The sequence below is a fragment of the Mucilaginibacter sp. A3364 genome, assembly GCF_059690715.1.
Window position 1 is genome coordinate 366,257 of the sequence record NZ_JCAWED010000002.1, and the last position, 14,829, is coordinate 381,085.

A 14,829-nucleotide genomic window follows, 5' to 3' on the forward strand; every position below is an offset into this window, starting at 1 on the left:
ACTATTTTTTTTTCTTAAATATTGAGGTTAACTTACTTAAAACAGATTCGGGCTTACGCACATCGTCAGAGTAATAGCCATAGCCACCGTATGAACCGCCATAGCCACCATACCCGCCGTATCCACCATACCCACCATAGCCGTATCCATACCCGTACCCATATCCATATCCATAACCTTTTTTGGTTTCGATACCGTTAATTACCAGTGATAAATTAGGCAGCTTATCATTCTCTTTCAAATCATTAAGCAATTGCAATGCTGACCTGAAAGAGTAGTTATGCCTGATAACGAATATCGACGCATCAGCCAATTGGCCAAGGCTTACACCATCGGCAACAAGGCCCACCGGCGGCGTATCCATTATTACATAGTCAAAATTTTCGCGCAGATAAGCAATAAGCTCGGCCATACGCGGGCGGGTTATCAACTCGCCCGGGTTAGGCGGTATAAGGCCCGAGTTTACCAGCGAAAGGTTTGGATAGTCCTTCAGCTCAAATACAATATCTTTAGGCTTAATACTTTCATTGATAAGGTATTGCGAAATACCGATATCGCTACGCATACCTAATTTTTCTGATAGCCTTGGTTTGCGCAAGTCAAGCTCCAGTACCACTACTTTTTTCTCGATAATAGCAATACTGTTAGCCAGGTTAAGGCTCACAAAGCTTTTGCCCTCGCCGCTGATGGTTGAAGTAACAATAAACACCTTTTTATCGCCCGCGCCTATGTACGATAAATTGGTACGTATGGCCCTAAACTGCTCAGCAATAGCCGAACGGTTTGATGAAGTAATGGCAATAGGCGCGTCAGAAATATTAGACAAACTTAACTCGCCCAAAATAGGCACGTTGGTTCCGTCCTCAATTTCTTTACGGGTTTCAATTTTATTATTAAGGAAAGCGATAACCAGGATGATCAATGCCGGCACCAATAAGCCTACACCAAACGATACAGAATAAACCATCATTGATTTTGGCTCAACCAAACCCTGGTTCAAAATATCATCAACCGTACGTGAACGCACCACATCGGCCGATACGAATTGTATTTGTGTTTCTTCCTTTTTTTGCAGCAGGAAGGTGTACAATGATTCCTGCACGTTTAATTTACGTGTTAGCTCAATAAATTGCTTTTCCTTTTCTGGAAGCACTTCAAACTGGCTGGAGAATGTGCTGTTTTGGCCGGTTAAATAACCTTTGTAAGTAGAGAACTGCTTACGTATGTTGGTTATATTTTTTAAGATGTTTGAGCGTTGTACCTGTATTTGCTCATTAAGCGCAGGCAACCTCACATCATTAGGTGTATTGGTGGTTAGTATATTTTGTTTTTGAGCAACCAGGTTGTTATACAAAGTTATTTGGCCTGATAGTACGGGATCGGCTAAACCACTATTGGTTGCAACAATTTCCTCTTTACCCCTGGCGTTTTTTATAGCGTTTTCAACAAGGTCAAGCAACTCTACCTGGTACCTGTTCTCGTTTTTTTGCTGATCGGCCAGCTGCATTTTGGTTAAAAGCGTTGTTGCCGCGGCAGATACGTCGTATATTTTGTTGGAGGCTTTAAAATCGCGCACCTGGTTTTCTTGTTTCTCCAGGTCGGCACTCACGGTTTCTAACCTGTCATTCAAAAACTTAAGTGCCCGCCTTATGGCCTGGTTTTTATATACCAGGTATGATTGATTGTACGAGTAGATCAAAACCTCGATAAACTTACTGGCCCTTACCTGCAATTCATCAATTACCGATAGTTGCAACAGCCCTACGCCACCATTTTTTGCAGGCGCTATGGTTAAGCGGCTAAGATATTTTTTTATAGCTTGTGTGCGGCCTGTTATCTGCAGCGTAAAAGCTTGCTGCTTATCGCCGTGTATGGCAAACCTATTGTTTTTAGATATCACTACCGTATCATGCCCCAGCATAAACAACTGGCCATAGCTGCCTTTATGTTTTGATTTATCGGTGCCAACAGTAAAACCATCGGCTTTTAAAACCAGGTTATATAGCGGCGTGCTGTTGTTTATAAATTGCTGCGGTTTTTTAACAACGATATCAAAAGGCAGGCTATCTTTAAAAACCGGCTGATCTTTAAGCGTACCCTGCTCGGTTACGTTAATATCCAGATCTAATGAATCAACCACATCGCCTATGATTTTAAATGAGCGAAGGATGAACATTTCATTATTAACAGTATTACTGGCATTATCGGCAGCGTTAATTACACCGGCATTATTTAATATGGTGTTAGTACCACCTTCAAGCTCGCCACCACCCACTAATATATAGCCATCTACCTGGTATTTTGATACCGTGTAACGCTTGTATAAATAACCACAGATAAGTGCAATAATTAAGCTAAGACATATCCATTTATAGTAGGTTAATAATTTTAACAGATAGTATTTAAAATTAAAACCGCTACTTTTTTTGTCTTCTTCTATAAATTCTTCCATCAAAAAATATTTATTATTTATACTTTATAAAAATAGCATAAATACCAACGGCCAGTGTTAAGAACGACACGTAGAACCTTGCCTCTTCGTTAAACAATCTGCTGCTGCGGGGTTGCACATAAATTATATCATTATGCCTTATTTGAAAAAGCTCCTGATTATATAAAATATCTTTTTTGCGAAGGTCGACCTTAAAAATGGTACGCTTGCCATTATAATCGCGATAGATAGCTATATCATAACGCTTGGCACTGCTGGGCAGATCGCCGGCGGCACCCAGTGCATCTAAAAATGTAGTACGTTGTAAAGGAAGCGTAAAAGTACCGGGGTTTCTAACCTCGCCAAGTACTGTAAACTTTAAAAGGAAAAACTTGACACTTACTATTGGCGCCTTTAAATAAAAAGCCAGTTTTTTTTCTAAAATATCTTTTAACTGATCGGCAGTAAGACCGGCTGATTTGACCTTGCCCAGGTAAGCAAACTCAATATTACCTTCCGAGTCTACCAAAAAACCGCTGGTTTCTGCCACACGACGGCTTGCATCTGCACCACCTACACCACCGTAATTATTAAATCTTTCGGCTGCTACCGCGTCTTCGGCACCGATATCTATCTGCAGCCTGTCGCCTTCCTGAATAAAGCGCGGTTGCTGCGGTAAGTTTGGTAAATGAACAACTGATGAATCTGGCAGATCATTAAAGTACCTTAATTGTTTTTGCGAAGTACAGCCTCCTAAAGCCAACAGGGCGCAAAGGAATAATAAGCAGATGTTTTTATTCATAGGGTTTCTTAAAAGCTAAAAGCTTAGTTTTTAAATTCTTGCAAATATATCATTATTTGGCTAATATATTGCTATTCAAATGTGCAGTACGTTTAACAAATCGTCAATTTATTGTTTATAATTTAATTAAAACAACATTTTAACCCAGCCAATTTGCACTTAAAAGCGATAGGTAACAGCCAGGGCCAATTGCACATTAATAGCATCATGCCGTACATAATCCCAGTAAAATATTTTCGGATCATCCTTTATCTCCCATTCGTAATTTAACTGCCTGGCGAATAACAATTTACCCGAGAACAGGAAGTGCTTATAGTCCCACTCGCTGTTCAGGCCCAGGTTAATATCTACCCAATGGCGCCTTAACTCACCTTTCGGAAATGTGCGGGTAAACAGGTCGGCGTTGTGTTTATAGCGCTCTATCACAATACCTATTTTTTTCATGCCCCTAAACCAGCTCACATCAAGCGCCTGCAGGCTGCCACCCGGGCCTATGCCGGCGCCCAAAAGCTGGCCATTATTGGTATACCCGTGTTTAATGGTACCATGCGTATACCAAACGCCACCACCACGAAACACCGCGTCATTTGTTCCGGCGGCCAGTTGCGAAGCTTCAACACCTATTTGTATATATTGATCGGGCTTACTGCCGGTTGGATATAATTTTTTAAAACCCATGGTATAAGCGCTTGAATGATCAGGATCAAGGAAAAAATCGCGCAGGCTCCAGTTATGGTCATTTTTGCCAAACTCGAAGTAAATTTCGGCTTTGGCGTCGGTCCATAAATAGCGGGCAAAAATTGAGGTAACCTGGTCGCGCTTCTGGGCGTCTTCGGTACTTTGGCCGGTTGCGGGATCATACGAAGATGATTTTGACAGCCCCAAAAATACCGGGAAATAATCGCCAAACCCGTGGCCCATATCGCCCTGGTAAACCTGGTAAGCCCTGGTTAAGCCCAAAAATAAGCCCGGCACCCATTTAGGATGATACGTTACCGCTAAACCCGAAATGTAACGCCAATCGTTACGCTTGGGTTTGTAAAAGTTATCGCGGCCAAACTCCTGGCCCAGTACCAGCGGTGTTTGGCCCGAGCCTTCCAGTTTACCGCCTATCAGCTGCGCTTCAAAATGGCCTATAGGTGTTTTAATTGGCCGCGTTGTATTTAAGGTAGCATGCAAAAACCCGCTGGCCGTATTACTCATAATAAGCGAATTGCGGATACCCGGCCCCCACCATAAATTCTCTGTCGATACGCCTACTGATACCGGATCAAAAGTAAGGCGTACACTGCTTTGGCCCGGGAACACTTTAGTGTATTTACCTGTACCAAAACGCTCGGGCAGGTCTATCGAGTTATAAATACTATACCAGCCAGACCATACACTACTTTCGTTAGTTGCCTGCGTAAACCCATCAAAGTTTCTGTTTTGGGCAAATACAAATTCGGGTTTAAACTGTATGCTTAAAAATTTATACTTCGCAAAAAAACCGGCACTTACCAGGGTTTGATATCCGGCAGCAGGTATCATGGCGCCATCGTTCCAGCCGTAAGGGTTATGGCTGTTATACTGTTGCTGCCAAACTACCGGCAACAGTTGTATAAAACCATTACCATCGGCAGTTTTGTACATGCCGTTGTTGCCTTCAAGGCTATCATTAAGCCCGGTTATGTAAGGGTTTTGTTTTTTAAACGCGGCCATGGGGTTTATTGGCCTTATGGTGAATGACACGTTCGAATCAACCTTGCCCAGTAATTGTGCCCTGCGGTAAGCATCCTCAATAACCGGTGTACCCACTTGCAGGGTTTGAGCCATAGTGCTCATCGCAAACAAATTAAGCAGTAAAGCCAGGCTTAAGGTTAAAGTATTTTTGATCATAAACAGCGTAAAATTTAATCCTGCTAATATCCTGAAATAAACGTTAATATGCTCACTATTAATTATTATAGTTTTTATTAACTTATTATTAATAAAAAGCATTGGGGCAATAATTACCTGCGCCATCGGCGTAATAAGCTATATTTTATTAATATTGCCTATGGTTACTATCCGCGGTAAATAACGCTTCGCCTTTAATGAAAAGTATTAAACATAGCTTTATATATAACGCGCTGTTAACCGGGGTAAACCTGTTGTTTCCCTTATTGAGTTTTCAATATGTGCTGCCATTGCTGGGGCCGGCGGGCTTTGGTAAAACCCAATTCGTACTTTCATTTGTACAATACTTTTGGATAGTGGCCGCCATAGGGGTACCTGTTTACGGCGTGCGCGAAGTTGCCCGCTGTAAGGACGACAGGCACAAACTATCCGCAATTTTCTCTGAGCTTGTTATTATTCACTTTATCACAAGCCTGCTGTTATCGCTGGCTTACCTGGGCGTTATTTTTTACTTCGGCTACTTTAAGGCCGACCAAAGCCTGTACTTAATAGGCACCGTTACCATAGCCACCGGCTTCTTGTCTGTTGATTGGGTTTACAGCGGGCTATCGCAGTTCAGGCAACTGGCATTGCGGTCGTTGCTGATAAAAATGCTGTCGCTGGCGGCTATATACCTGTTCATTAAATCATCAGCCGATTATTACCTGTTTTTTATTATAAGCGTGGCCACCGGCCTGGCTACCAATGTTTGTAATGCGGCAACACTACGCGGTAAATTGCAATTCACACTAAACGGGCTTAAACCCCTACGGCACTTAAAACCTTTGCTGCTGGTATTTAGCATTGGCCTTGGCAGCAGCATGTATACCATATTGGATACCGTACTGCTGGGTTTTATAACTACCGATACAAGCGTTGGCTTGTATGCCTGTGCCGTAAAATTTTGCAAATTGCTGCTGCCCTTCATCACTACCATGGGCGTTGTGCTGATGCCCCAATTAAGCCAAAAAATAAGCAGTAATGATTTGGGCGATGCCGGACCGTTGCTGCAAAGATCGTTTGAGTTTATTGTGTTTTTTTCTGTCCCCGTTAGCTTTGGGCTTTACGCGCTGGCGCCCGAAGCCATTAGCTTTTTTTCGGGCGATAAGTTTGCCGATGCCGTTACCTGCATGCAAATTATGGCAGCCATTCCCTTTTTATATGGCATGGGTTATTTTTTTCAGATACAGGTATTAATTGCCGGCGGGCGCGATAAAGAGGCGCTTTACCCTGTACTGATGGGCCTGGCCCTGTTTATAGTTTTAAACGTTTTGCTGCTACCCAAACTACTGCACAACGGCGCGGCCATAGCCAATGTAATTACCGAAACACTGGTAACATTAGGATACATCTTTTTTGTGTGCAGGTACTATTCGCTGCATTTAAAAACAGGCAGCATTTTTAAAACCGTGTTAATATGCCTGCTGTTTTTACCGGTGGTGCATGGTATACGCCTGGTACACCTGCCGCTGTTTTTAACTATCATAGCTTCGGTAAGCGCTTGCGCGGTGATGTACCTGGCACTGCAATGGTTTTTATTTAAAAACACCATGGTATCTTATTTATATTTATGGGCCCCGGGCAGGTCCGGCGACGCCGAAAACAATATTTAGGCCCGATGTAAACCATTTACATGAAAAAAAAGATACTCTTTGTTGCTCCGCTGGCCTGCTATCCATCCTACCAGGGTAACTCGGCACGTATGGCATCTGTGTACGAAGCTTTGGTAAACATGGGGCATGATGTTTATTACCTGCACCTGCCCGATGGCGATTTTGATCCCCAACCGATGAGGGATAAACTGGGTGATAAATACATCTGCCAAAATTTTAAATTTAAACGCCTGAATACATGGCTGCTTTTAAAAGCACTGATAGCTTTTGTACTTAAACAAAAAGCCAGGCATGTAAAAATCGACGACTTTATAAGCCGTAAACACATCAGCTTTTATAAAAAGGTTGTTACAAATCTGCAGCCCGATACCGTATGGGTTAACCACGTTTATTATTCAAAACTATTTAACTATACCCCTGCCGGTACTTTAAAAATACTGGATACGCATGACTCGGTTTACCTGCGTTTTAATACCATATTTAAAAATCGCCCGGGCTATCGCAGCCTGGCCATAAACCTTGCCGACGAGATTGCCTGCCTTAACCGGGCCGACCAGGTGGTATGCATTCAGCAAAACGAAACCGATTTTTTTGCGGCTAACGGATGCGCCAAACCGCTAAGCACCTTAGGGCACATCATCAACTATGCGCCTACCCGCATCAATCAGCCTAAAAATAAGCTATTGTATTTAGCGGCCAATTACTTTACCTACAAAGAGGCTATCAACCTGTTTTTAAGCGAAGTATGGCCAAAACTACATGCCACACACCCCGATACGCAACTTTACATTGCCGGAAATATCTGTAACGCCCTCCATACGCAAACCCTGCCTGCCAACGTTACCTTGTTGGGCGTTGTGCCCCGGTTAGCCCAACTGTATGATGGCATAGACGTTAGCATAAACCCGGCCGGCGAAGGCAGCGGCTTAAAAATTAAAACCATCGAGGCCTTAGCATTTGGCAAGCCGGTTATTACCACACCAGCGGGCTTGGCAGGGCTTAAACAGTTTGAAGATAAAGGCGTAATAATTGTCGGCAACACACAGGAATGGGTAACGCAAATAAGCCTGTTATTAGCCGATGAAACCTATTACAACCAACAGGTTTTAAATTTAAAGAATGGCCTTACAACATATAATAAGGCCAATATTGCTATATTAGACCAATTATTTAACCACTAAAGCAGTGTACGTTTACAAAGCTTCATAAAACAAGCTTCGTATTATTCAGTTTTTAGTTTTGCTTATGCTGATAAATGCGCATTCTTTTATTTAACAGGCATTTACATACCCCTGCCGGTACTGAGCGGATGTCTACCTTGCTGGCCAATTACCTGCATAACTGCGGGCACGAGGTTTTTGCGCTCGACCTGCAAAACCTGGGCGAACCGTTTTTTAAGCTAAACGAGGGTATTACGCGCATCAGCCTTTTTCAAGCCGACTATAAACGCATAACCGATCTTACCAAATACTACTTCAGAACTTTACACCGCTATAAAAAAGTATTAAAGGATGTAAGGCCCGCCCTTATCATTGACCTGGGTATTTCCATGTCGCTTTTATCGCTCCCGGTAGGTAAACTGTATGGTTGCAAAGTTATTAGCTGGGAGCATTTTAACACCTTTGTTAACTGGCATACCCGTTCGTCAAAAATTGCGCGCTGGCTGGCATCAAAGCTATCGCACCGCGTGGTGGTTTTAACCGAGCTTGATCAGCATCACTTTAAAACTACTTATAAAGCTAACAACGCGGTTTGTATACAAAACCCCATCACCATTAATAATGAGGCGAAGCTGAAACCAAAAACCAGGAATGTTTTGGCTATAGGCCGGCTTACCGAGCAAAAGGGCTTTACTTACCTGCTTAGGGCCTGGAAACTGGTAATGGAAACCAACACCGACTGGAAGTTAATTATTGTTGGCGATGGCGAACTAAAAAACGACCTGCTTAAACAACGCGAACAACTGGGCCTGGTACAACATGTTGATTTTGACGAACCAACCCATCATATTGACGAGTATTATCGCAATGCTTCCATTTTTGCCTTATCATCGTTATTTGAAGGCCTGCCGCTGGTATTGCTCGAAGCTAAATCATTTGGCTTACCTATTGTGAGTTTTAACTGCAAAACCGGGCCCGATGTAATTATACGTAACAATACCGATGGCTTTTTAGTGCCGCTTGGCGATGTGCAGGCCCTGGCCAATAAAATATTGTTGCTAATGGAAGATGCCGCCCTGCGCAAAACGTTTAGCGCCAACGCCCTGGCGGATAAGCGCCGCTTCTCGCTCGAGGAGTTTCAGCAAAGCTGGGATGAATTGTTGAATACGGTGTGAGGAATAATTTTAAAAATTGTAGAGACGCAATATCTTGCGTCTCTGTGAGGATGCCGGAAGTATAAGTAAGCTCCTAAATTACGATTCTGTGCGTGTGGCGCAAACAAAGTATGTACCACTTTACACGTCATTACGAGCGAGGAACGAGCGTCGTAATCCCTTTAGACCAGCCGCGTGTTGACCCGTCTAAAGGGGATCGCCACGCTACGCTCGCGATGACGGGCTTTAGTTATCGCTCTACAAACTCACCCACCCTTTAATCGTATACACCTTCCCCTTAAACCCACCTCTCCGGCTCACCTTACCTTTACCATTCTGCCAGATCAACTCAACCGTGTTAAAACTATTCTGTTCAAAATTAAAAGTCGTGCCATCATCCTCAAATAACTGCGCGTTAGCAGCCGCTTTACCATACACATAGCAGGTAATATCAAACACCGTATTAGGCCCAACAAACTGTACGGGATTGGCCAGCGGCAGTATAGTACCTTCCTTAATAAAAATGGGGATCTGTGTAAGACCGGTTTTAATGGTGTAGCTTTGGCCCCCGGCATAGATTTGTTTGGTATTATAATCGTACCAGTTACCTTTTGGCAGATACACCTTGCGCGATGTGGCCGTATCAATTAACGGCGCTGCCAGTATGTTATCGCCAATCATATATTCGTCCCACACTTTCCAGGTGTTTTTATCCTCGGGATAATCAACCACCAGGGCGCGGAAAGGTGGCACACCTTCCTTATTATATTTAGCAAAGGCCGAATACAGGTAAGGTATAAAACTCATCCTGAAGTTTAGCAACGTACGCACATTGGCCTCAACTTCTTTGGCATTGGGCAGCATTTCGCCTTTGTTATTTTTATCCCTGTCATACTGCAACCATGGCGGGCTTTTTAAATACCAGCTGTTAAATACCGTTTGCGATGACAGGATAGCTGTTTGCGCGCGCCTGCACAGCTCGGTTACCGAACCCGATTCCCGCACCTCGGGCGACCATAACAAGCCCGAAAACCCCGAGTTAGGGATCATGCGGATATACTCTTTATGCTCATAAGTATCGCTGTAAAGCGATACCGGGTATGACGATGCAAAACCATTTAACGACCGGATATTAAAATACGAGCGTTTATTGGCCGCTTTATATTGATTGTACAGCGTTTGAAAATAATAAGTGCCAAATTGCTGGTGCATCTGCTCGCCTTCTATACCTGACGGAAACTGGCTTTGATCCGGGAAGGCCCAAACCGCGTCGCCAAAACTTATGTTGGAGTTATCGCACTCATCCATTTTAAAGGAAGCGATACCATTATCAACAAATGTTTTTTTATGATAATCGCCAAAAACAGACATGGCTGTTTTTCCTGCAAAATCGGGCACCAGGCCGTTCCATACTTTATAATCGCCGGCCATGCCTGCCATGGTATTATATATAGGCGATGCCGGGTTAACATAGGCATGCTCCCAAAGGTTAATTTTAATACCTTGCGCCTTCATTTTGTCTATCAGCTCCTGCGGAGCGGCAAAAAACTCAGGGTTCCAAACGTACGAGCATGAGTATGCTGCTGTTTGCCAGCGCGGCTCTAAACCCAGCACATCAACCGGCATTTTATTATCACGAAAGTAGGCTGCCATGTTATACACATCCTGCTGTTTCGAGTCGGCTTTCATGCGGTACTGCACGCCCATTCCCCACATAGCCGGCATGGCACCGCCGCCTGCAAACAGGTTATAGCGTTGCAAAGCGTTCTTTAAAGTAGGCCCGTTAAAAATAAATACATCGCCCCCTTTAGCACCGGGAATATCAACGATCACTTCGCCCGTACGACTATTGTTTTTATACAGATCGGCCACCGTTTGCGCCCCATTTGTCGCGCTGCCATCGCCGCCAACATCGCCTTTAACCTGCTTATGTGTACCACAGTAAAACGTGGTATAGCGCGAAGTATTTATTAATATGCCATACCCTTTGGTTGACAGGTAAAAAGTAGTAGGCGCATGTGTATAGCCTAAATTATTCAAGGGATTATCATTAACAATAGGCCTTCTGCGCAAACCACGTTGCTGAAACGAGCCCATCTGCAAACCAAAGCCGTATAGTTCTTCCTCTCTTTCCAGCGGGATATGTACCACGGCGCCACGCGCGTTTATTTCAATGCGGATGGCTTTAGGGTCAACCTGCGCGCCGCTTTCGGGTAAAGCCTTCATGGCATCCAGCTTAGGTTTTTCCTGTAAAATATCAAACGGCGTAAACTTATCTGCCTGCCCCTGCGTAACCCGTGTAACACCGGGTGCCATTTGTTGTATTTGCTGCGCGGATGCTGTTGTACTTATAGCCAGCGCGATGATGGAGGTAATTTTACGAAACATAGGTGTTTTTGTAATTGGTGGTGTAATATAAGAAAAAGCAGTTGTATTGAACTATAGCGTATCGGCCTGTGCGATTCCCCCCTTGAGACGGGGAGGGGTGTGTCCTTCGAATCGCTTTCGACGCCCTCCAGATGACTGGCGCAAGTCTTAGCGCGCGAGATGCGCACGTAATGGCCTGACTTGTGCCCAAGCCCACTCCCTTAGGCCCTTCACGAGCGGAAGGATTATACGAATTACCTGTAGCGCAGTGATACTGACAAAACACCGCCACCATAAAAATCAAGTATCTGATAACAAGTACTGTAGCATAGCTACACCAGGTGTAGCCCTGTAGCGTGCTACGCATACGGCGCTACACTGCGCCCTTTTTTAAAGGGTGCTTTAGGCTTTGTTAAGCGCATCCCAAATAATATTGAAAACGTCGGTAGGCTGTACATTCTCATGCGCCTCATCAGTTATCAAAACCGCCTTATAAGTAGCCGGAATATTAGTGCGGCCATGCGAGCCTTTGATGAGTGTGGCGTCCAACGGTATCACATCCATAACATAACGGAAGCCTGCCAGTTTGCGGGCCAGTTTATAGGCCGCGCGGGCTTTGCTGGTCATGAACATCTCCACGGGGTCATAACCCGGCTTTTTGTGTATGTCCACGCAGCGGGCGTAGTCGGGGGCAACCGCGTCGTCAAGCCAGAAGTAGTAGGTAAACCAGCTGGCTTCATCGGCCACCACCACGATGTCGCCCGCGCGTTCGTGGTCGATATGGTGTTGTTTTTGTGCCTTGCGGTCGAGGATGAGTTCGATGCCTTTAATGCCCTTCAAAATTGCCGTAACCTGTTCGGTAACCGATGGGTCGTTGATATAGATATGGGCGATCTGGTGGTCGGCCACCGCGAAGGCTTTGGATGCGCCCGCGTCAAGTAGTTCTAGTCCGCGTTCAACGCGTACGGCCAGCAAGCCTGCCTGGCGCAGCAGGCGGTTTAAATGTATAGGATTACTCACGGGCGCAATGCCGTATTCTGATAGGATGATGATCTCGGCATTCTTCTTCTCGTAAAAAGTTACCAGTTGCTCAATCACGCTGTCGATCTCCGCCAGCTCTTTACCTATCTTAGAAAAATCGGGACCGAATTTCTGTAAGCAGTAATCAAGATGCGGCAGGTAAATGGTGGTAAGCGTTGGGTTATGCAGGTCGTCGTTCAGCATGGAGGCATCCGCTATCCATTGCGTTGACTTAATGTTCGCCCCCGGCCCCCAAAACTGGAACAGCGGGAACTGGCCCAGCTTATCCTGCAGCACATCACGCAGTTCGGCCGGCTGCGAGTAGCAATCAGGCATTTTGCGGCCATCGGCCAGGTACTGCGGGCGCGGCGTTACGCTGTAGTCGGCTGTGCTGTACATATTGTACCACCAAAACATATTGGCGCTGGTAAAGGCAGGGTCGGCAGCTTTGGCCTTGTCCCAAATTTTATCGCCTATTACCAGTTTATTAGATTGTTTCCAGAACTTAACTTCTGAGTCCACTCTGTCGTACCAGCCGTTGCCCACAATGCCGTTATCTGCCGGCCATTTACCGGTAAGGTAAGTTGATTGTACCGATGTAGTAACCGCAGGCAGCACGGGTTCAATGGTAGTAAGATTTCGCCCGGCAATATATTTTTGCAAAAACGGCGTATGTTCGCCAATTACCGATTTGGATAGCCCGACAACGTCAATAACAACCGTTTTTTTCATAGCGTAAATTTAATTTTATAGTTGGTTTTTCACCCAATTCAATTCGCGGATTATGGAATTGTTGAGTGGTAATTTTTGCCCATCGGGCAGTACCGTCCAGGTGTAGGTTTCCACCTCAAGATGATTGGTAAAGGGTTTGCTTTTATGCAATCCCAACAGCGTCACAATATCACTTTGGGTTGATTGCAGGTGGCCAAGCGCTTCCGTAAAAATCGGCACGTGGAAGTGGGCGCGCCATTCCTCGGCTTGTACGTTTCGGGTATCAGCCAGCGCTTCTGGAAGATCAGGGTAGCGGGTGAGGGTGCCGTTGGTATTACGGGCCACCACCTGGTGCAGGTAGGTATCCTCATTAAACTCCCCGAAGGCATTTATGATTGGCTCGCGCTCACTAAGCTCGGCGGGTAACAAGGCTTTTAACGCGGCGCTGATCTGGATCTTGCCAACCTTAATGCCTTGCTGCTCTAATTTTTCCAAAACCTCAGCATGCGGCTCATAGCCTATGGCGAAGTGACAAACGTCGTAGCAAAGGCAGATATGGTCTTTGATCAGCTGCTCAGCCTCATCTGCAGAAACGTTGAATTGTGAGGCAATCAATTCACGACCTTGCGGAAGTAAAAAGCCCTGGTACCAGGCCATAAATTCATCACCGGTTTCCAGAATGCCGTCAGGTTCGGGTTCCAGGTCAAGGTGCATGTAAACGCCGGTAGCTTTACGCAGGCGGATCAGCTCCGCGGCTACGCGTAAAATGTTGTTGGTGGCGGTGGCAGTGGCTTTTTGCAAGTCGCTGCCCGGTTTGTGCCAGTGGCGGTAGCTTAGCGGCGAGGTTGATATGCCGCCTTCCATTCCATCAGGTAACAAGCCTGCCAGGATGTGGAATAAGCGGGTGGTGTAATCCACGCGTAATTCTGTCGTCCAGTCAGGGGCGTGTACCTGGTCTTTTACCGCGGTGTGGTGAAACTCGCCGTAAGGGAAACCGTTCATAGTAAATACGTAAGCATCATTCTCGCGCAACCATTGCAAAAACTGAGCAACGTTATCACCCTGCTGAATTTCCAGACTGGCCACATTAGATAAACGCAAACCAATACCCATAGGCGCATCAGGCGAAACCTGCTGCTTTATACCCGGAAAGTTTTTCCGCAATGCCTCAAAGTGCGCCGACCAGCTTTCGCCGGGGTGAATATTTGTACAATAACTTAAATGGCCAAATGCTGTTAACATAGTATATCTTATCGCCTCGCAGGCTGTTATTTTTGTTGTTTTATCTGGAAGACATTTCCTTCCGTGTCCTCACCATCGCAAAGCCAGAAGTTATAACCTTCGAAAGTTTTTATCTCGCGCATACTTACGTTTTGCGCGATGAGTTGCTCACGTACCCGGGCAATGTCATCTTCTGTTTCGAACACTATTTTGGCATTGCTGTTGGCCCTGAAAGCGGCTTTGCTCTCATCCCAAAAATGAGACCCGGCTTTGTGCAAGCCAATATTGCTATTGCCGGCATTAAGCAGCACCCATTCACCCTCAATTTCTTCAATAACCCCCAGTCCAAAAGTATCAACGTAGAATGTTTTTAGCTTTTCTACATCGCCAACGTACAGTATGATGCTATCCAGGTTTACATTCAGGTTCATGT

The 14,829-nt window shown here is 45.1% G+C and carries 10 protein-coding genes; 3 read left to right on the plus strand and 7 right to left on the minus strand.

Annotated features, from left to right (window positions below; translation table 11 throughout):
* Position 1: 1 nt before the first annotated feature.
* The 3 genes from AC59JT_RS14185 to AC59JT_RS14195 all read right to left on the minus strand — a co-directional run bounded on the left by AC59JT_RS14185 (position 2) and on the right by AC59JT_RS14195 (position 5,111).
* Positions 2-2,452 (minus strand): GumC family protein, encoded by a 2,451-nt coding sequence (locus tag AC59JT_RS14185; protein WP_497400007.1) that lies wholly within the window; start codon positions 2,450-2,452, stop codon positions 2-4.
* A 13-nt stretch (positions 2,453-2,465) separates the two neighbouring features.
* Positions 2,466-3,233: a polysaccharide biosynthesis/export family protein gene (locus tag AC59JT_RS14190; protein WP_497400009.1), complete on the minus strand. Its 768-nt coding sequence runs from the start codon at positions 3,231-3,233 to the stop codon at positions 2,466-2,468.
* Between the two features lie 159 nt (positions 3,234-3,392).
* On the minus strand, positions 3,393-5,111 hold the full coding sequence (locus AC59JT_RS14195) for a capsule assembly Wzi family protein (protein WP_497400011.1): 1,719 nt from the start codon (positions 5,109-5,111) through the stop codon (positions 3,393-3,395).
* A gap of 197 nt (positions 5,112-5,308) precedes the next feature.
* Here AC59JT_RS14195 and AC59JT_RS14200 point away from each other — a divergent pair, with 197 nt between their 5' ends.
* The 3 genes from AC59JT_RS14200 (at position 5,309) to AC59JT_RS14210 (ending at position 9,098) form a co-directional block, all read left to right on the plus strand.
* A complete protein-coding gene (locus AC59JT_RS14200) occupies positions 5,309-6,763 on the plus strand; it encodes an oligosaccharide flippase family protein (RefSeq protein ID WP_497400013.1) in 1,455 nt (484 codons plus the stop codon).
* Positions 6,764-6,783: 20 nt separating this feature from the next.
* On the plus strand, positions 6,784-7,944 hold the full coding sequence (locus tag AC59JT_RS14205; RefSeq protein WP_497400015.1) for a glycosyltransferase family 4 protein: 1,161 nt from the start codon (positions 6,784-6,786) through the stop codon (positions 7,942-7,944).
* Positions 7,945-8,018: 74 nt separating this feature from the next.
* Entirely contained in the window at positions 8,019-9,098 is a 1,080-nt protein-coding gene (locus AC59JT_RS14210; RefSeq protein WP_497400017.1) for a glycosyltransferase family 4 protein, read from the plus strand.
* A gap of 237 nt (positions 9,099-9,335) precedes the next feature.
* Here AC59JT_RS14210 and AC59JT_RS14215 read toward each other — a convergent pair whose 3' ends face one another.
* From AC59JT_RS14215 to AC59JT_RS14230, 4 genes are all read right to left on the minus strand, one after another.
* Positions 9,336-11,465: a glycoside hydrolase family 31 protein gene (locus AC59JT_RS14215; protein ID WP_497400019.1), complete on the minus strand. Its 2,130-nt coding sequence runs from the start codon at positions 11,463-11,465 to the stop codon at positions 9,336-9,338.
* Positions 11,466-11,846: 381 nt separating this feature from the next.
* The gene (locus tag AC59JT_RS14220) at positions 11,847-13,196 is read right to left on the minus strand and encodes an alkaline phosphatase family protein (protein ID WP_497400021.1); all 1,350 of its coding nucleotides are present in this window, start codon (positions 13,194-13,196) and stop codon (positions 11,847-11,849) included.
* A gap of 15 nt (positions 13,197-13,211) precedes the next feature.
* Positions 13,212-14,417, minus strand: coding sequence for a metabolite traffic protein EboE (gene eboE / locus AC59JT_RS14225; RefSeq protein ID WP_497400023.1), 1,206 nt, complete (start codon positions 14,415-14,417; stop codon positions 13,212-13,214).
* A 26-nt stretch (positions 14,418-14,443) separates the two neighbouring features.
* Positions 14,444-14,827: a VOC family protein gene (locus AC59JT_RS14230; protein ID WP_497400025.1), complete on the minus strand. Its 384-nt coding sequence runs from the start codon at positions 14,825-14,827 to the stop codon at positions 14,444-14,446.
* Between the last annotated feature and the right edge of the window lie 2 nt (positions 14,828-14,829).